A 17,402-nucleotide genomic window follows, 5' to 3' on the forward strand; every position below is an offset into this window, starting at 1 on the left:
CAGGAGTTCGAATTGGGCTGTGATGGAAACGTAATTGTTCCTGGATCATCATTCCGGAACGTGTTCATCGTCGACTCCAGGGCCGGCTGGTCGTCGGTAGTGCCCAACTTCGAGCCAGCGCTGGACTTGATCCTGACCTATGACTTTGGCCTGCTGCGGGATGTTCTGGGGCTTGGTGGTGTCGCGTACTACGTGGATCACCTGTGCTCCCAGTCTGTCATGCAGGAAAACAATTTCCTCATGTACAGGTTTTTCCATGACTGGCACCTGGATGAGGAGGGTAATGACATATTCCGGCACAATGGGGTTGATTTCGGGTTCAGTTTTCGAATTCTGATCTGGAATGACTTTACGTTCTACGTGCGCAGTCGCCTGTGTCTTGAGCAGTTGAGAGGCTTTTCCTATCAGAAGCTTTTTGTATGTTCGAATAACGACGTTATTGAGTCTGTCTTGCAGGACATGGCGCTGACTTGGTCGCGTCTTGCAACTGGTGGGCGGTCGTCGCTGGATGGGTATTTCTTTCCAATTCACCGATGGATGAACGAGCGTGTGCATGTCAGGCGTATCCGGCACCGCGTCCGGGACGCCGTGATTACCGTGCAGGGCATTTTGATGAGTGCATGGGATTGCGTCGAGGGACGTTTCAGACAGAGGGTCAGGGTATTCGTTCAGGAGTACCATCCGACGCGCAAGTTGATGCAATGCCTAAGGAAGACGCCGGGCGTGCAGGTCCTCCAGGGGCATTTTTCGGCCGCGAGAGGGGCGATGATGTTTCTGCGTGAGCGGCCGATCCCAGTGTTCGGGAACGTGGGGCGGTATCGTGGGGCAGCTTCGGCGCTGATGTGCTTCTACCGTGCGAAACGTGCGGCCCGTCTTGTGCTCACGAATGGTGTGGACGTGACTGATGCGGTCAGCCGCGCGATTGAAAGGCGGATTTCATCGACTTTGCCCGAAACTTTGCGCGCCCTTGACTGCGTGATTCGCTATCTCGATCGCCACCCCATCCGACTTGTGGTATTGATTGCAAACATGGGGCAGGTTGCGATGCTGGTTGACTGCGTAGCCAAGGCTCGAGGAGTCCCCAGTTATCTGATCATCAACGGGCTTCTGTGCAGCGCGTTTCTCGATGAAGGAAAGTATGCGGATGTGATCAATTCGTATTCTGAGAGTATTCGGGATCACTATTTCCGTGGAATGAAGAACGTGGTTTGTCTGGGTGATCCCCGAATGGACGATTACGCCATGGTGCCGCGGCGGAGTATCAACCGCGAGAATCCTGTCATCACGATTGGCGCATCGGGCTTCAGTAATACAGATCTTAATTCATACCTCGCGGTAGAGTTCGAGTTCCTCAACGACGTGCTTGAAGCGATCTGCAGGCTCAGGTCACGGGGAGCGGGTGTCCGTGTGGTGCTGAAGGTGCGCGCCAATGGGTACAAGGAACTGTATCGCCGGTTCTGCGATGAGTATTTCGAAGGGTTGGTCGATAGCATCCTTGATCAGGTCCCGATGCGGGCTGTGTTGGATGAGACCGATTTCTATGTTTCGATCTACTCGCAGACCTTGTTCGAGGCGTCCTGTCTGGGTATCCCCTGCGTCTACCACAAGAACGACAGGCAGATTCTCGACGCGCCGTTCGATGGCAGATCCGAGTTGGTCACGACCCATTCTGCAGACGAACTTGAGGTGGCGATTTCGGACTTCATGCGAGGCGATGACCGGTATGACGCGTTTCTTGATAGAGGAACGATGGAAAGGTACGTCGGACCGCTGGATGGTGAGAACCTGAAGCGCAATCTGAAGTTTATCGAAGGGCTGTTGAGCGGAGATCGTAAGGAGCAATCCGCATGAGTCGCATCTCGACGTCGCTTCGGCTCGCCCTGTACGAATTTCGGCTTCGCCGCAGATTTTTCGCAGTGTCACCTGTGGCGGTGCGACGGTCGATGGGGAAAGTAGCCTGGGTGATTACGCGGTCCTTTTCCGGAACGCGAGATTGATTTGTTCCACGCTTGGCTCCTACAGTTATGTGCAGGAGAACACCCTGCTGCTTGGGGCTGAAGTGGGGCCTTTCTGTTCGATTGCTGCGAATGTGACGATTGGGCTTGTTGATCATCCAACGTCGCTCGTGAGTACAAGTCCCGTGTTCTATGACCGGTCGCAGCCGCTCCCCAGATTTTTCGCGAGCCAGAATGCAGCTCAGGGGTCGATCCCGCGGACGGTCGTGGGCGCGGATGTCTGGATAGGAGAGCGGGCGATGATTCGGGCGGGGGTCAGTATTGGCGTGGGCGCGGTAATCGGTGCAGGGGCGATGGTGACCCGGGATGTGCCTCCCTATACAATCGCGGCCGGTGTTCCCTGCCGCCGGTTGCGGCAACGTTTTGACGCAACGCTGTGCGCGGTGCTGGCAGACTCTGAGTGGTGGACATTGAGCGAACAGAGGCTCTCAGAGCTTGCACCGTATTTTGCGAGTCCTGAGGTGTTCTTGACGATGCTTCGGAAGCAAGAGTGATGATTGGTCTTGTGCAGCGAATCCTGGCGAAACTGCGTAGTCTCTGGTTCGCATGTGTTCATGCTCCCCGCTTCGGCCGTTGTGGAAGGAATGTGTTGTTGTACGCGCCATTTCGTGTCGATGGGGGAGAACACATTGGCCTTGGTGATCGCACGGTCATGCAGCGTGGCGCCTGGTTGTACTGTGAGCCTTCAGAGGGTCAGTCGGGGCGTCTGCACGTTGGCTCCGGGTGCGTCTTCGGTTACAACAACCACATTACTGCCGTGCGTGACGTCGTCATCGAGGACCATGTGCTTACGGCGAACAACGTTTACATCTCCGATAACCTTCATTCCTATGAGGACGTTGGCGTACCGATCATGCATCAACCCGTTCGGTTCAAGAACGCCGTGGTGATCGGAGAAGGAAGCTGGATCGGCGAGAATGTGTGCATCATTGGTGCGAGCGTCGGCAAGAACTGCGTTGTCGGCGCGAATTCGGTAGTGACGCATGACATTCCGGACTTTTCTGTAGCGGTCGGAAGCCCTGCGGTGGTCATTCGGTACTACGATCGATCTGCGGGACGTTGGGAGAGCAAGGGTGTTTTGAGACAGGGCAAGGGATGAGCGGAAGAACGATACTTGTAACGGGCGGGGCCGGGTTTATCGGATCGGCACTCGTACTCGCGCTGAGCGAGCGTGGGCACGAGGTGACGGTTCTCGACAATCTCGCACCTCAGATCCACGGCGCGGATCCCGAGCAGTCACCGCTTTTCAAGCGACTTGAAGGCAAGGCTCGCTTTGTTCGTGGTGATGTAACTGTCCGGGCTGACTTGATGAAAGTTCTCCCGGGCGTGGATACGGTTGTACACTTGGCAGCTGAGACTGGCACAGGGCAGTCCATGTATGCAATCCAGCATTATTCCGAAGTGAATGTTGGGGGTACGGCACTGCTGCTGGACGTGATTGCGAATGATGGCTTCCCGGTAAAGCGACTGGTTGTGGCCTCTTCACGGGCAGTCTACGGTGAAGGTTGTTATCGCTGCCCGGTGCATGGCACCCTCCATCCCGAGGCTCGAAGCGCCGAGGAGATGGTCAAGGGGCAGTTCGAGCATCTCTGTCCCGTTTGTTCCTTGCCGTTGGAGGTGGTGCCGACAGATGAAGGGGCTGCTTTGCATCCCTCTTCCGTCTATGGGGTAACGAAGCTTACACAGGAACAGTTGGTGCTGACGGTGGGGAGGGCTCTGGGGATTTCGGCCCTCGCGTTTCGCTATCAGAATGTTTATGGACCTGGGCAGTCGCTGTCGAATCCCTATACGGGCATCCTCTCGATCTTCTCCACCCGCATTCGGAACGGTAGCCCGATCAATATTTTCGAAGATGGTCGCGAGAGCCGCGATTTTGTCTTCATCGGCGATGTGGTTGATGCGACCGTCAAGGGGATCGAGCACCCGGAGCCTCTGGTCGACGTCTTCAACGTCGGCTCTGGTGCAGCTACGGATGTGATGACGATTGCGCAAACCCTGCTCCGGCATCTGGGTGGGTGTTCTTCAATCAGCGTGTCCGGCCAGTTCAGGATTGGCGACATTCGGCACAACGTTGCGAATCTTGAGAAAGTGAAACGTACCCTGGGATTTGAGCCAAAAGTTGGCATCGACGACGGCTTGAGTGCATTTGTTAACTGGGTGAAGGGCGAACAGATCAGTGGTGACCGCTATGAGGAGAGCCTGAACGAACTGCGTGCAAAAGGCCTGTTCAAATGAAGCAGGAATCGGGCGTCGGGGTGGTTAGTGTCGTCGTTGCCAGTTATAACCATGCGGGATTCCTCCCCCGCAGAATGGATAGTCTTCTCGGGCAGACCTACCCGAACACAGAGATTCTGGTGATCGACGACTGTTCTCCGGACAATAGCGTCGACGTTCTCCGCTCGTATGAAGGGCAACCGAGCGTCCGCCTTCTCGTTCGCGATAAAAATGGCGGGTGGGTGGCGGTAAGTAACCAAGGCGTCGAGTTGACGACGGGCGAGTTTGTGCTGTTCGCAAACTGCGACGATGATTGTGATGCGCGCATGATTGAGCGCCTTGTCGATGCGATGAGGCAGCATCCATCTGCTGGCATTGCATTTTGTCGCAGCCTGATGGTTGATGAGGACGGAACTGTGCTGGGTGACGACTTTTCGATTCGTGAAGATGCGTTCAGGGCCCGGTGTTCCGGCGACGTGTTGCTCCCCGGTTCCGAGGCGTCTCGCTTTCTGATGCACTCATGCGTTATTCCAAACCTTAGCGCAGCGCTTATTCGAAGAGATTGCTTTGACACCGTTGGCTATTTGTCTTCGGAGTACAAGGTTTGTTGCGACTGGGATCTCTTCTTCAGGATTGCCGCTCGCTACGATGTTGCATACGTTGCAGAGCCCCTGAACTATTTTCGTCAGCATCGCAGCACAATTCGAAGCGTCACTAAGGACAGGGTCGTCTTCGAAGAGTATTTCAGGTTGTTGCTGGGGCAGGTACGGACGCTTGAGCTGACTTCCTTTGAGAGAATGCGGTATCGAACCCATGTGATGTACCTGTGGGCTGTGCACGTGCTTTCTCCCTCAGCGAACGGCGTGTCCAATATCCCATACCACCTGAAGCGGATCGTCCAACTGGATCCTCTGGCACTGGTTTTTGCGATCCCTGGAGGTGTCCTCAGGCTCGCTGAGTTGATGTTCAAGGCCCCCCGAAAACTGATTGGCTTACTTGGGACACGATAAAGACGATGACTAAAAAGATATTGGTGACTGGCGGGGCCGGCTTTCTCGGCTCTCACTTGTGTGAACGCCTTCTCGAAGCGGGGCACGATGTACTCTGCGTGGATAATTTCTTCACCGGTAGCAAGGATAATATTGCCCATCTGATGGGCAATCCCTACTTCGAGGTCATGCGGCATGACGTGACTTTTCCGCTCTACGTCGAAGTAGACCAGATCTACAATCTGGCTTGCCCAGCGTCTCCCGTTCACTATCAGCACGATCCGGTTCAGACGACGAAGACGAGTGTTCATGGTGCGATCAACATGCTTGGACTGGCAAAGCGAGTAAAGGCGCGAATCCTGCAGGCGTCGACAAGCGAGGTTTACGGAGACCCCGAGGTGCACCCGCAGGTCGAGTCGTACTGGGGCAAGGTCAATCCTATTGGTATCCGGAGTTGTTACGACGAAGGAAAGCGTTGCGCTGAAACGCTCTTTTTCGATTACTGGCGCCAGCATCAACTGCAGATCAAGGTCGTACGGATTTTCAATACCTATGGTCCGCGCATGCACCCCAACGACGGTAGAGTGGTCAGTAATTTCATCGTTCAGGCGCTGAAGGGTGAGGACATCACGATCTACGGGGATGGCCAGCAGACCAGAAGCTTCTGTTATGTCGACGACCTGGTAGAAGTCATGATTCGCATGATGGACTCGGCTCAGGATTTTGTCGGGCCAGTGAATATTGGGAATCCCTGTGAGTTCACGATGCTGGAGCTGGCGGAGCAGGTTGTTCGGCTAACGGGCTCGAAGAGCCGGCTGATCTTCAAACCGCTGCCAGCCGATGATCCAAAGCAACGGCAACCGGATATTTCCTTGGCGAAGCAGGTGCTTGACTGGGAGCCGAAAGTCGATCTGGCAGATGGGCTGAAGGAAACGATCGCCTATTTTTCGACGCGTCTGAAGGTCGCCTGAGTGGTGAGTAAGGTATGCGCCAATCCGCGGGTGACCGTCGTCATTCCCACATACAACCGCGCGGATGACCTCAGGCGGTGCCTCGACTCGCTGGCGCTGCAGACTCTGGACAACTTCGAGGTACTGGTCTGTGATGACGGGTCAACGGATCATAGTGCAAGCGTTGCGGACGAGTTTTCGGGGCGACTGAGTCTCCGCTTCGATACCGCGGACAACTTTGGCGGGCCGGCGCGGCCGCGCAATCGTGGTGTTTCCGGTGCCAGGGCTCCATATATTGCCTTTCTTGACTCTGACGACTGGTGGACGCCTGCCAAGCTGGAGAAGAGTGTGGCCGCGCTCGACGCAGGTGCAGATCTCGTTTACCACGATCTGTTTATCGTTCGCGATACCGCTCAAACGGTTTTCAGCGAACGGATCGTATCGACGCAGCCCAAGCACCCCATGTTCAAGGCCTTGCTCTGCACCGGCATGTCTGTGCCCAATTCCAGTGTTGTCGTGCGCAGAGCGCTTATCGAACAGTTGGGCGGAATCACGGAAAACCGGGAACTCATTTCCGTGGAAGATTACGATACGTGGGTTCGGATTTCGAGACTGACTGAGCGCTTTGTCCGACTGCCCGAATGCCTCGGTTATTACTGGCTTGGTGGTGGGAACATATCGGCTGCTTCACCAAAGCAGATATCGCGCATTCGCACCTTGTATGCGCAGTATATTGATGAATTGCCGTTGGCTGACCGGCGTCGCGCAGAGGGATTTCTGGCCTACCGGAGCGGGCGGATTGCTCAGATGGTTGGTGATGTCACGGGAGCACGTCGCAGTCTCCTGCGCGCACTTGTCCAACCACTCGACCTGAGCTATCGACTCAAGGCCGCCTATTTTCTGGCGCGCAGCATCTTGCCATGAGTGCAGTTCCACACCGAGTCAGCGTAGTCATCCCCTGTTACCGGGATGCTGCAACCTTGGGCCTCGCGATTGCTTCGCTTCATGGGCAGACACGCCAGGTCGAAGAGATCATCGTGGTCAATGACTGCTCGCCCGAGACAGACCGTATTGAAGCCGTTCTGCAACGCTATCCTCAGGTTATTTACATCAGGAATGAGCGCAATCTGGGTCTGGCCGCGTCGCGAAATGTTGGCCTGAACGCTGCCACGGGAGATGTGATTTCGTTTCTTGACGCCGATGACGAACTGCATCCGCAGAAAATCGAGTTTCAGCTTCGGGTTTTTCGACCGGAAATTGCCGTGACATGTCAGGTCAGGCGCATAGGTGACAGCTGTGAGCTTGCCGAGACCGCGCACTGTGAAAACGAATTCAAGGTGCGTGAGGTAGCGGAAAGCGGCTCAATAGTCATGCGCAACAGTCTCACTGGCGCAGCGCTCATGATCTCCAGAGAGCTGTTGGCAGGGGTTGGCGGCTATGACGAAAGTCTGCGTTCTTGCGAAGACTTTGATCTGTGGCTTCGACTCCTTGATGGAGGGGTTTCTGTTGTCGATATCCAGTTACCACTATATCTCTACCGTTACAACGAATCCGGTTTGTCGCGCAACAACCTCAATGTGTCGCGCTGGGAGCTCCAGGTGCTCAGAAAGTACTTCGAGCGGCATGGGCAGCCTTTTCTTGGTACGCGTGCGGATGCACATATTTGGGCATTCTGGCTGCTCAAGCATCTCTTACGATTTGAGCGTTGCAGGGAAAGCGCCTTAAGGATGGAGGTGAGGAGCAATATCCGGTTGCTGTCGAAATACCCCTTTCTCGCGGCGCTGCTTGCATGCACTGAGCGCTTTCGCCTGCTACGGCCTGTTGTCGCAGTTGCTGATTTGCGCAGAGTGCTCTCGCGCGGATTTGCCTTCAATCGCCACCCGGTTTGAGATCATGAGCTCTAGATCGGATATGAAGTCTGAACTCGTTGAGTCACGCCTTCGCCGCGGATTGTCATCAACGCGAATCCTCTTTGGGCTTCCGCATGAGCGCTGCTGATAACCGAAAGAAAGTGGCGCTGGTCGCGGCGTCGGATATGACTGTGATCGCTTTTCTCCGTGCGCACATCGTGGCGCTTGCCGCAGACCACGACGTGACCGTGATTACCAATACGGTTGATCCTGAACGTATTTCTGCGGATGTTCGCGGCGTGCGGGTGATCTCAATCCCGTTTGCACGCCCAATCGCGCCGATGTTGGATCTTCACTGCCTGGCCCGCCTGACGCGCGTTTTCCATCGTGAGCGATTTGATCTTGTCTTTTCCGTGACCCCCAAAGGGGGGCTAATGGCGATGGTGTCGGGTTGCCTCGCGCGCGTGCCGTCTCGGATACATATGTTCACCGGACAGGTATGGGCCACCCGGACCGGACTTGGGCGCATATTGCTGAAATTGGCGGACCGGCTTATTGCAAGGTGTGCAACAAATGTTCTCGCTGACAGTGCGTCACAGCGACAATTTCTGATTGATCAGGGCATTACAAACGATAGGCACTCGGCGGTTTTGGCGAGTGGGTCGATCTCGGGAGTTGATGCCGTCCGTTTCAGGCCTTCGGTGGAAGCAAGGCAGGCGGTGCGCCGCTCTTTGGGCGTTGCAGAGGATGCGGTGGTTCTGCTGTTTGTTGGCCGCTTGAACCGCGACAAGGGCGTGCTTGATCTGGCCGCTGCGTTTTCTGCGCTGTCTGCGTCAATACCGGATTGTGTGTTGCTTATCGTGGGGCCCGACGAGGCCGGATTGCGGCACGAGGTCGAAGTGCTTGTTGGCGCCGCGGCTAAGCTCCATTTTGTGGATTTTACCGACCATCCCGAGCACTTCATGGCGGCTGCAGATGTGTTTTGCCTGCCCAGCTATCGCGAGGGGTTTGGCACCGTCATCATTGAAGCTGGCGCCTGTGGTCTGCCGGTTGTGGCGTCCCGGATCTACGGATTGACGGACGCCGTCGTGGAGGGAGAGACCGGCTTGATGCATGAGGCAGGAGATGTAGGCGGGCTGGTTGATGTGCTTGCACAATTGGTTCGTGACGCAGACCTTCGAGCACGTATGGGCAGGGCAGGGAAGGGTCGTGCGACAAACGAGTTCTCGGCAATGGTTGTAACGGGGGCGCTAACAGCTTTTATTGGAAGCCTGTTGCGCTCGGGTGCGGAGGGTCAGCATGAAACGCGCGTTTGATCTGACCATGGCCCTTCTCGCTATCATGCTGCTTTGGCCAGTGATGCTGCTGCTTGCGCTGATTATCTGGCGCTGTCTCGGAGCGCCGGTTCTTTTTCGACAGCTCAGACCAGGTTTGCATGGGCGGCCTTTCACTTTGTACAAGTTCCGGTCGATGTCGGATAAACGTGATGCCTCCGGCCGTTTGCTGCCCGACGAGGCGCGGCTGGGGGCCGTTGGACGGACGATTCGCAAGCTCAGCCTGGATGAGCTTCCTCAGTTGTTCAATGTCCTGAAGGGCGACATGAGTCTGGTCGGACCGCGCCCGCTATTGATGGAGTACATGGCACTTTATTCCCCGGAGCAGGGGAGGCGGCATGACGTTCGGCCCGGGATTACCGGTTGGGCCCAGGTTAACGGGCGAAATGCGCTATCGTGGGACGAGCGCTTTCGCCTCGATGTCTGGTACGTGGATCACCGTTCATTTGCGCTTGACTTGAGAATTCTGTTGATGACGATTGGGAAGGTGCTTGGCCGTCATGGCGTCAGCGAACCCGGGCGGGAAACAATGACTCCGTTTACCGGTAGCCAGCAGAAGGGGCGCAACGGTGAGTAGGAGGCTTGTCATTTTCGGGGCAGGAGGTCACGCAAAAGTCGTGGTGGACGCGATCGTGCAGCAGGGCGATTCCGTCGCGGGTGTTTTTGATGGTGATGCTGGGCGCCACGGTCAGGAATGGTTTGGATATACCGTACTCGGCGGTCTGGATGCGATGATTGATTTTGCTGCAAGTGAAGGCGTTGATGCGGTTGTCGTCGCGATTGGCGACAATCGAATCCGGTCAATGATGGGCGCTCGTATTGCCGAACGTGGTCTCCGCTTCGATTCTGTCGTGCACCCACGCGCCGTCGTATCTCCTTCGGCCCGGATCGGTGCAGGCTGCGTGGTGATGGCGGGGGCTGTTATCAACGCTGATGCGGTGATCGGAGAGCACGCGATCATCAATACCTGCGCCTCGGTTGACCATGACTGCTGGGTCGCAGAGGGTGCCCATATCGGACCAGGAGCAAGGCTATGCGGCGGCGTCAAGGTCGGACGGCGAGTGTTGTTCGGTGCTGGCGCGGTCGCGATTCCAGGGTTTTCAGTCGGCGATGATGCGATTGTTCCGGCCGGGGGCGTCGTGAGGGGAGATGTCCCCGCGCGAACCAGTCACCCCGACAAGATCAGGTCGTCGCAAAGCAATGAAGGTGAGTGAGTCAATGAGACGGTGTTCCGAGAAGGCCGGAGAGGGTGATGGTGTCATCGAGTTCGCCCCGTGGCCGCATTTTTCCGAGGACGAGATCGCTGCGGTCGGCAAGGTTTTGCGCTCCGGGCAGGTGAACTACTGGACTGGAAACGAGGGGCGCCAGTTCGAGGACGAGTTCGCCCGATGGGCTGAGTGTCAGTATGCGGTTGCGCTGGCTAACGGTACTGTCGCTCTTGATCTTGCGCTCAAGGCGCTGGGTGTCGGGCCGGGTGATGAGGTCGTCGTGACCGCTCGTACTTTTCTGGCTTCGGTTTCCTGCATCATCACAGCAGGTGCGACGCCGGTTTTTGCCGATGTTGACCGTGACAGCCAGAACCTTACCGCCGATACGGTGCGAAGGGTGCTCACCGCTCGCACTCGAGCAGTCATCTGCGTGCATCTGGCAGGTTGGCCGTGTGACATGGACCCGATCATGGCCCTGGCTCGTGAGCATGACCTTGCCGTGATCGAAGACTGTGCCCAGGCTCACGGTGCCCGCTACAAGGGGCGCCCCGTTGGGAGCATCGGCCACATCGGTGCGTGGTCTTTCTGCCAAGACAAGATCATGACGACGGGTGGAGAAGGTGGCATGGTTACGACCAACGACCATGATTTGTGGTCGCGGATGTGGTCTTACAAGGACCATGGAAAGTCCTGGGCCGCAGTCTACGAACGCGAACACGAACCCGGGTTTCGTTGGCTTCACGAGCAGTTCGGTACCAATTGGCGTATGACTGAAATGCAGGCGACAATCGGGCGGATTCAGTTGCGCAGGATGGCAGAGTGGTCGAGGCTGCGAAATTCTCATGCGCAAACGATCTGGAATTGCGCGAAGACAATTGACGGCCTCAGAGTGCCGGTGGCCCCGGAAGACTGTCGCCATGCGGCATACAAGTGCTATGTCTTTGTTGAGCCGGCTTGTCTTGGTGCTGGATGGGATCGTGACAGGGTGATCGCTGAGATCAATGCGCTTGGAGTGCCCTGTCTGGTCGGGTCCTGTCCCGAGGTCTATCTTGAGCGTGCCTTTGATGCTACCGGATGGCGGCCATCCGTCCGTTTGCCTGTTGCAAAGGAGTTGGGTGAAACGAGTTTGATGTTCCTTGTACATCCGACGCTTGATGAGGCCTCGGTCGAACATACCTGCAATGCGCTCCGATCTGTAATGCTGGCGGCTACCCACGAGGTCAGAATCGGCTGACGCCGAAAAGAGGCGTAATCCTTTCCTGCCCTGAATAGAAAGTGTTAAAGCCGTTGCCGGAGGGTGCTTGTCAATCTCAGGCCGGTTCGCTCATAAAAATATGATTCGATTCTTGCGCTCTGCGCTCGTTTTTCTCTTCGACCTGTTTGCTGTCGCCATTGCGTGGTGCGGCGGCCTGCTGCTGCGGTTCAATTTCGATCTCCCTTCCGAGTATGTCAGATTGGCCTTCCTCGGTTTGGGCGGCTTGCTTGTCGTACACGCTGTGGCTTGCCGCTGGGCCGGACTTTATCGCGGCATGTGGGTATTTGCCAGCCTTCCCGACTTGAAGCGTGTTCTGAAGGCGGTCGCGGTCTCTGGCGTGGCCCTGGTAATGTGGGTTGCGCTGGACAGGGGGCCTACCGCGATTCCCCGATCAATGATCGTTCTTTATCCGGTGTTGCTGCTCCTTGTGATGGGTGGGGGGCGTGCGGCATGGCGGATGTGGAAGGAGCATCGGCTGTATGGTGGATTGATAGCGCAAGGTAAGCCCGTAGTCATCGTCGGTGCAGGGCGCGGTGGCGCCATGTTGATGCGTGAACTCGAACGCAGTCCGGACTGGCGTGTGGTGGCTCTGGTCGACGACGATTCGGGTAAATGGGGTATGGAGTTGTTCGGTATACCCATCGTGGGCGGATTGGGTGCGCTGCCCGAGGTGTTGCGCGAATTCAAGGCCAGTCATGTGATTCTTGCAATGCCCTCAGCTGCGACTGAAACGCTGCGGCGGGCAACGGATATCGGCGTGCGTGCCGGCGCGCATGTATTCACCGTTCCGGGACTCGAAGAGCTTATGAATGGCCGCGTCTCGATCAGCGCTATGCGGCCGGTCGAAATCGAGGATTTGCTCGGACGTGAGCCGGTCAATATCGATACCGAGAATGTTCAGGCAATGCTTGCGGGCCGGACCGTCCTTGTCACAGGGGCCGGGGGTTCCATCGGGAGCGAATTGTGCAGGCAACTCTCCCGGTTCGAGCCAGGCACGCTGGTCCTTCTGGAGTCGAGTGAATTTGCCCTTTATTCGGTGGAACAGTGGTTTGCCAGGAACCGTCCCGATGTGCGGGTTGTGTCCCTGGCTGGAGACGTAAAGGATAGCGTCCGTCTGGACGAGGTGTTTGCGGTTTGGGCTCCACAGATTGTGTTCCATGCGGCGGCCTATAAACATGTTCCGTTGATGGAGGTGGGTAACGCATGGCAGGCGGTGCGCAATAATGTCCTGGGGACCCTGCAGGTCGCTGTACATGCCGAGCGCTATAAAGCCGAGCGTTTTGTCTTTATCTCCACGGATAAGGCCGTAAATCCGACCAACGTCATGGGGGCAACGAAGCGATTGGCTGAGATGGTGTGCGAGGCATTGCACAGTTTTGGCACGAAAGCGACGCAATTCGAGATTGTCCGGTTTGGAAATGTCCTCGGCAGCACAGGGAGCGTCATTCCGAAGTTTGCCGAACAGATCGCTCATGGAGGGCCTGTGACGGTGACTCACCCGGAGATCAACCGCTACTTCATGTCTATTCCGGAGGCGGCGCAGTTGGTGTTGCAGGCTTCGGCAATGGGGCATGGAGGCGAGGTATTCGTGCTCGATATGGGTGAGCCAGTCAAGATTGTCGACCTCGCGCGCAATATGATTCGATTGTCTGGCTACTCGGATGAAGAGATTCGGATCGAATTTACCGGTCTCCGGCCTGGTGAGAAGCTGTATGAAGAGTTGCTTGCCGATGCTGAGGCAACGAGGGAAACGCCTCACCCGAAACTGAGAATTGCGCGATCCAGGTCGGTTCCGGAAGGGTTCCTGAACGAACTTCAGGGCTGGCTGGGGCAGCCTGGTCCCGTCTCTGACGACGCTGTTCGGGCAGGGCTGAAGCGCTGGGTGCCGGAATATGTGCCGGCAAGTCATGGCGTGACGAGTGCCGCGTCGGAAGAGACGCAGGTGCGTGAGCAGGTATAATCCGGCGCTTCTGATCGGCCCCTTGCTTCGAGGCCTTTCTCCGTATTCGAGGTTCTATACGTGGCGCTTACCATTCTCGGCCTTTCCGGCTCCCTGACGCACGACCCTTCCGCGGCGCTTTACATCGACGGCAAGCTTATCGCTGCCGCGGAAGAAGAGCGCTTTGTCCGCGACAAGCATGCCAAGAACCGCATGCCCTACGAGGCTGCGAAGTTCTGTCTCGAATTTGCCGGGCTCAAGCCGGCGGACGTGCAGGTGGTGGCGATTCCGTTTGCGCCGATCAGCATCACCGAGAAGGCGCGCTGGCATTATGCCAAGCGTTACTGGTATGCGCCGGATCGCGGTCTTGATGCGATCCTGATGGGCAACCGCCGCTACTACCGTTACAAGCGGCGCATCGAATGGACCTTGCTGCAGCTTGGCTTCGATCTGAAAAAGGTCGAGATCGTGCCGGTGGAGCACCACCTTTCGCATGCGTCGAGTGCCTATCACTGCTCGGGCTTCACCGAGAAGACGGCGATCATGGGGATCGACGGCAAGGGCGAGTACGCCACGACCTTCTTCGGTTACGGCGAGAACGGCAAGATTCACAAGATCAAGGAATTCTACGATCCCGATTCGCTCGGCGGGCTGTACGGTGCGATCACCGAATATCTTGGTTTCGAGATGCTCGATGGTGAGTACAAGGTCATGGGCATGGCGCCCTATGGTGATCCGGACAAGTACGATTTTTCGCGCTTGGCGAAGTTCGAGAACGGCGAACTGGTCATCAATACCGACTACGCGAACGTGATCGGCTTCCGGCGCTACAAGGAAAAGGGCAAAGGCTACTACTTCTCGCCCAAGCTGATCGACTGGCTTGGCCCGATGCGCGCGGGCGATGTGGCGGACGAGCCCTACATCCATTACGCGGCGAGCATGCAGAAGCTGTTCGAGGATCTGTCGCTGCAGATGATGGACTACTACCTGGGCGACATCCTGCGCGAAACCGGAAAGCTGGCGTTTGCCGGCGGCGGCGCGCTCAACGTCAAGCTCAACCAGAAGATCATCGCGCGCCCCGAGGTGAAGGAACTCTTCGTGCAGCCGGCGTCAGGCGACTCGGGAACGGCCGTGGGTGCGGCGTCCTATGTGTCCGCTGCGCGCGGCGTGCCGGTGGAGAAGATGGAGCATGTCTATCTCGGACCGTCCTACTCCAATCAAGATGTGATCGCGGCCTGCGCCCGCCACCCTTCCAAACCGGAGTGGGTGCAGATCGATGACGTGCCGCAGCGTATCGCGCAGATTCTTGTCGACGGCAATCCGGTGGCCTGGTTTCAGGGGCGCATGGAGTTCGGGCCGCGGGCGCTTGGCGGGCGCTCCATTCTGGGGTGCCCGAGTGCCGAGGGCGTGGCGGATCGCATCAACGAGCAGATCAAGTTCCGCGAGCGCTGGCGCCCGTTCTGCCCGAGCATGATCGACACGGTCGGGCCGCAGATGCTGCAGACGGATCACCCCGCGCCGTTCATGACCTTCACCTTCGAAGTGTCCGAGGAATGGAAGTCGCGCGTGCCCGAGGTCGTGCACGAAGACGGTACCTCGCGGGCGCAGGTGCTCAGGCGCGAGTTCAATCCGCGATATTACGATCTGATGCTCGAACTCGAGAAGCTCACCGGGAACGGTGTGGCACTGAACACTTCACTCAACCGTCGCGGCGAGCCAATGATCTGCTCGCCGACCGATGCGCTGAACATGTTCTTCGGTTCGGATCTCGAGTATCTGATCATGGAAGACGTGCTGGTGGTGAAGAAGGGCGTCTGAGCCGGCTTTGCCCTTTACCCTGGCGGGGAGGCTGCGCCGTGATGGCGCAGTCTTCTGCCGGGCAGATGCTCTTCAGACGCCCCAGACGACCGGCACTTTTTCCTTCTGTGCCTGCTGCAGCATGTCGAGCAGCGGCCATGCGCGCTGGGCGAGGCTGACGGGCGCTGCCATGCCGGTGCGGCCTTCCTCGCGGTCGGCTGCTTCTTCCGCTTCGGTGCGCTCAGTTTGACGGGCGCGATCCTCTTCGATCGCAGCCTGCAGGCTCGCGATGGCTGCGGGCAACTGCTCCACGGTGACGATGCCCTTGGCGTCCGCGGAGTCCTTGCCCATCGCCGCGATGACTTGCTTGCCGGCGTCGCCAAGCATGATGACATCGGCGCTGGCGTCGGATTTGAAGATGATCAGCATGGTGTCGCTCCTCAGAGTCCCTTCACGGCGTAGATGCCCGGGGCATTGCGCCAGTATCCCTTGTAATCCATTCCGCATCCGAACAGGAAGCGGTCGGCGATGTCGAGGCCGCTGAAGTCGGCGCGCATGCCGGGATAGGCCTTGCGGTCGTGTTCCTTGTGCACCAGCACGGCCGACAGCACCTCGCTTGCGCCTTCGGCCTTGAGGTATTCGATGATGGCGTTGAGCGTATGGCCTTCGTCGAGTATGTCGTCGAGGACGAGTACCGTTCGGTTGCGCAGGTCCTGCGTCGGGCGCACGCGCCAGTCGAGCAGGGTGCCCTGCGTGGCATGTCCGTAGCGGGTCGCATGAAGGTAGGCAACTTCGAGCGGGAAGGGCAGGCGCGTCAGGATGCGCCCGGCCAGGATCAGGCCGCCATTCATGACGGTGTAGACCAGCGGGTTGCGGTCGGCGAGCCTTGCCGTGATCTCGGATGCCATGCGATCGAGTGCGCCTTCGACCGCCTCCTCATTGGCCAGACAGTCGGCTTCCTCACGGGCGCGTCGGATTTCATCCATGTTCATGGCGGTCTGCTTCTCTCTTGTTTGTGATGGCCGCGGGCGGCAATAGCAGGGGATTTTATCGCACTGGGGCCGCATCGCCCGACTGATGGACAAACTTGAAGGTAAACTGTCGCCTACTCCCTTCGTCTCAGGATTCTTCATGCCCGTCCACCAGATCAATCACCCCCTGGTCCGCCACAAGATCGGACTGATGCGGGAAGGTGACATCAGCACCAAGAAGTTTCGCGAACTCACGGCCGAACTGGCCCGATTGCTTGCCTACGAGGCGTGCAAGGACTTTCCGCTCGAATCGGTGACCATCGATGGCTGGGCCGGGCCGGTGGAAGTCGAGCAGATCAAGGGCAAGAAGGTGACGGTCGTGCCCATCCTGCGTGCAGGGCTGGGGATGCTCGATGGGGTGCTGGACATGATCCCCAGCGCAAAGGTCAGCGTCGTAGGGATCGCACGTAATGAGGAAACCCTGCAGCCGGCGCCGTACTTCGAGAAATTCGTCGGACATCTCGGCGAACGCATGTCCCTGATCATCGATCCGATGCTCGCCACCGGTGGGTCGCTTGCGGCGACCGTGGACATGCTCAAGCGCAACGGTTGTGGCCAGGTGCGTGCTTTGGTGCTGGTGGCCGCGCCCGAGGGCATTGCGCTGATGCAGGAGCGTCATCCAGACGTCGAGATCTATACCGCAAGCATCGACAGTCACCTCAATGAGCACGGATACATCATTCCGGGACTTGGTGACGCGGGCGACAAGATCTTCGGTACCAAGCACAACTGATCAGGCGCATTGTCCGCAGCCATGCCGGCGTCAGACCGGCGCTGTGTGACGATGTCGCGGCAAATACTAAGGTAGTGACCGCAGCCG

General features: G+C 57.7%; 17 protein-coding genes. 15 read left to right on the forward strand and 2 right to left on the reverse strand.

Going from position 1 to position 17,402, the window contains the following annotated elements:
• Positions 1–60 precede the first annotated feature (60 nt).
• The 14 genes from CEW87_RS11730 to CEW87_RS11795 all read left to right on the forward strand — a co-directional run bounded on the left by CEW87_RS11730 (position 61) and on the right by CEW87_RS11795 (position 15,572).
• The gene (locus CEW87_RS11730) at positions 61–1,851 is read left to right on the forward strand and encodes a hypothetical protein (protein WP_108973198.1); all 1,791 of its coding nucleotides are present in this window, start codon (positions 61–63) and stop codon (positions 1,849–1,851) included.
• A 403-nt stretch (positions 1,852–2,254) separates the two neighbouring features.
• The gene (locus CEW87_RS23035) at positions 2,255–2,509 is read left to right on the forward strand and encodes a hypothetical protein (RefSeq protein ID WP_269807786.1); all 255 of its coding nucleotides are present in this window, start codon (positions 2,255–2,257) and stop codon (positions 2,507–2,509) included.
• Entirely contained in the window at positions 2,509–3,114 is a 606-nt protein-coding gene (locus CEW87_RS11740) for an acyltransferase (protein ID WP_108973202.1), read from the forward strand. The genes CEW87_RS23035 and CEW87_RS11740 overlap by 1 nt, the downstream gene beginning before the upstream one ends.
• The gene (locus CEW87_RS11745) at positions 3,111–4,250 is read left to right on the forward strand and encodes an NAD-dependent epimerase/dehydratase family protein (protein ID WP_108973204.1); all 1,140 of its coding nucleotides are present in this window, start codon (positions 3,111–3,113) and stop codon (positions 4,248–4,250) included. The genes CEW87_RS11740 and CEW87_RS11745 overlap by 4 nt, the downstream gene beginning before the upstream one ends.
• Positions 4,247–5,239: a glycosyltransferase gene (locus tag CEW87_RS11750; protein WP_108973206.1), complete on the forward strand. Its 993-nt coding sequence runs from the start codon at positions 4,247–4,249 to the stop codon at positions 5,237–5,239. The genes CEW87_RS11745 and CEW87_RS11750 overlap by 4 nt, the downstream gene beginning before the upstream one ends.
• Before the next feature lie 5 nt (positions 5,240–5,244).
• Positions 5,245–6,189, forward strand: a complete 945-nt coding sequence (locus tag CEW87_RS11755) for a UDP-glucuronic acid decarboxylase family protein (RefSeq protein ID WP_108973208.1) — start codon at positions 5,245–5,247, stop codon at positions 6,187–6,189.
• On the forward strand, positions 6,190–7,092 hold the full coding sequence (locus tag CEW87_RS11760) for a glycosyltransferase family 2 protein (RefSeq protein WP_108973210.1): 903 nt from the start codon (positions 6,190–6,192) through the stop codon (positions 7,090–7,092).
• On the forward strand, positions 7,089–8,057 hold the full coding sequence (locus CEW87_RS11765) for a glycosyltransferase family 2 protein (RefSeq protein WP_108973212.1): 969 nt from the start codon (positions 7,089–7,091) through the stop codon (positions 8,055–8,057). Before CEW87_RS11760 ends, CEW87_RS11765 begins: the two co-directional genes overlap by 4 nt.
• A gap of 95 nt (positions 8,058–8,152) precedes the next feature.
• On the forward strand, positions 8,153–9,334 hold the full coding sequence (locus tag CEW87_RS11770) for a glycosyltransferase family 4 protein (protein ID WP_108973214.1): 1,182 nt from the start codon (positions 8,153–8,155) through the stop codon (positions 9,332–9,334).
• Positions 9,318–9,929 (forward strand): sugar transferase, encoded by a 612-nt coding sequence (locus CEW87_RS11775; RefSeq protein WP_108973215.1) that lies wholly within the window; start codon positions 9,318–9,320, stop codon positions 9,927–9,929. Before CEW87_RS11770 ends, CEW87_RS11775 begins: the two co-directional genes overlap by 17 nt.
• Positions 9,922–10,566: an acetyltransferase gene (locus CEW87_RS11780; protein WP_108973217.1), complete on the forward strand. Its 645-nt coding sequence runs from the start codon at positions 9,922–9,924 to the stop codon at positions 10,564–10,566. The genes CEW87_RS11775 and CEW87_RS11780 overlap by 8 nt, the downstream gene beginning before the upstream one ends.
• A gap of 4 nt (positions 10,567–10,570) precedes the next feature.
• Complete coding sequence (locus CEW87_RS11785) at positions 10,571–11,794, forward strand: DegT/DnrJ/EryC1/StrS family aminotransferase (protein WP_108973219.1); 1,224 nt, start codon at positions 10,571–10,573, stop codon at positions 11,792–11,794.
• Between the two features lie 112 nt (positions 11,795–11,906).
• A complete protein-coding gene (locus CEW87_RS11790) occupies positions 11,907–13,775 on the forward strand; it encodes a nucleoside-diphosphate sugar epimerase/dehydratase (RefSeq protein ID WP_332871674.1) in 1,869 nt (622 codons plus the stop codon).
• A gap of 60 nt (positions 13,776–13,835) precedes the next feature.
• Positions 13,836–15,572, forward strand: a complete 1,737-nt coding sequence (locus CEW87_RS11795) for a carbamoyltransferase (RefSeq protein ID WP_108973223.1) — start codon at positions 13,836–13,838, stop codon at positions 15,570–15,572.
• Positions 15,573–15,644: 72 nt separating this feature from the next.
• Here the strand turns inward: CEW87_RS11795 and CEW87_RS11800 are convergent, their stop codons facing one another.
• Positions 15,645–15,980 carry a DUF1840 domain-containing protein gene (locus CEW87_RS11800; protein ID WP_108973225.1) on the reverse strand — a complete coding sequence of 112 codons (336 nt, stop codon included), beginning with the start codon at positions 15,978–15,980 and terminating at the stop codon, positions 15,645–15,647.
• Between the two features lie 11 nt (positions 15,981–15,991).
• The gene (locus CEW87_RS11805; RefSeq protein ID WP_108950932.1) at positions 15,992–16,543 is read right to left on the reverse strand and encodes a hypoxanthine-guanine phosphoribosyltransferase; all 552 of its coding nucleotides are present in this window, start codon (positions 16,541–16,543) and stop codon (positions 15,992–15,994) included.
• 139 nt (positions 16,544–16,682) lie between these two features.
• Between CEW87_RS11805 and upp the strand changes: the two genes are divergently transcribed.
• Positions 16,683–17,315 carry a uracil phosphoribosyltransferase gene (gene upp / locus CEW87_RS11810; RefSeq protein ID WP_108973227.1) on the forward strand — a complete coding sequence of 211 codons (633 nt, stop codon included), beginning with the start codon at positions 16,683–16,685 and terminating at the stop codon, positions 17,313–17,315.
• Positions 17,316–17,402 lie beyond the last annotated feature (87 nt).

The sequence above is a fragment of the Parazoarcus communis genome, from assembly GCF_003111665.1.
GTDB lineage: Bacteria > Pseudomonadota > Gammaproteobacteria > Burkholderiales > Rhodocyclaceae > Parazoarcus > Parazoarcus communis_B.

Excerpts from the sequence above, each read along its gene's own strand:
- CEW87_RS23035 (WP_269807786.1), top strand. The coding sequence starts at position 2,255 with ATGATTCGGGCGGGGGTCAGTATTGGCGTGGGCGCGGTAATCGGTGCA.
- CEW87_RS11740 (WP_108973202.1), top strand. The coding sequence starts at position 2,509 with ATGATTGGTCTTGTGCAGCGAATCCTGGCGAAACTGCGTAGTCTCTGG.
- CEW87_RS11745 (WP_108973204.1), top strand. The coding sequence starts at position 3,111 with ATGAGCGGAAGAACGATACTTGTAACGGGCGGGGCCGGGTTTATCGGA.
- CEW87_RS11750 (WP_108973206.1), top strand. The coding sequence starts at position 4,247 with ATGAAGCAGGAATCGGGCGTCGGGGTGGTTAGTGTCGTCGTTGCCAGT.
- CEW87_RS11755 (WP_108973208.1), top strand. The coding sequence starts at position 5,245 with ATGACTAAAAAGATATTGGTGACTGGCGGGGCCGGCTTTCTCGGCTCT.
- CEW87_RS11765 (WP_108973212.1), top strand. The coding sequence starts at position 7,089 with ATGAGTGCAGTTCCACACCGAGTCAGCGTAGTCATCCCCTGTTACCGG.
- CEW87_RS11770 (WP_108973214.1), top strand. The coding sequence starts at position 8,153 with ATGAGCGCTGCTGATAACCGAAAGAAAGTGGCGCTGGTCGCGGCGTCG.
- CEW87_RS11775 (WP_108973215.1), top strand. The coding sequence starts at position 9,318 with ATGAAACGCGCGTTTGATCTGACCATGGCCCTTCTCGCTATCATGCTG.
- CEW87_RS11785 (WP_108973219.1), top strand. The coding sequence starts at position 10,571 with ATGAGACGGTGTTCCGAGAAGGCCGGAGAGGGTGATGGTGTCATCGAG.
- CEW87_RS11800 (WP_108973225.1), bottom strand. The coding sequence starts at position 15,980 with ATGCTGATCATCTTCAAATCCGACGCCAGCGCCGATGTCATCATGCTT.
- CEW87_RS11805 (WP_108950932.1), bottom strand. The coding sequence starts at position 16,543 with ATGAACATGGATGAAATCCGACGCGCCCGTGAGGAAGCCGACTGTCTG.
- upp (WP_108973227.1), top strand. The coding sequence starts at position 16,683 with ATGCCCGTCCACCAGATCAATCACCCCCTGGTCCGCCACAAGATCGGA.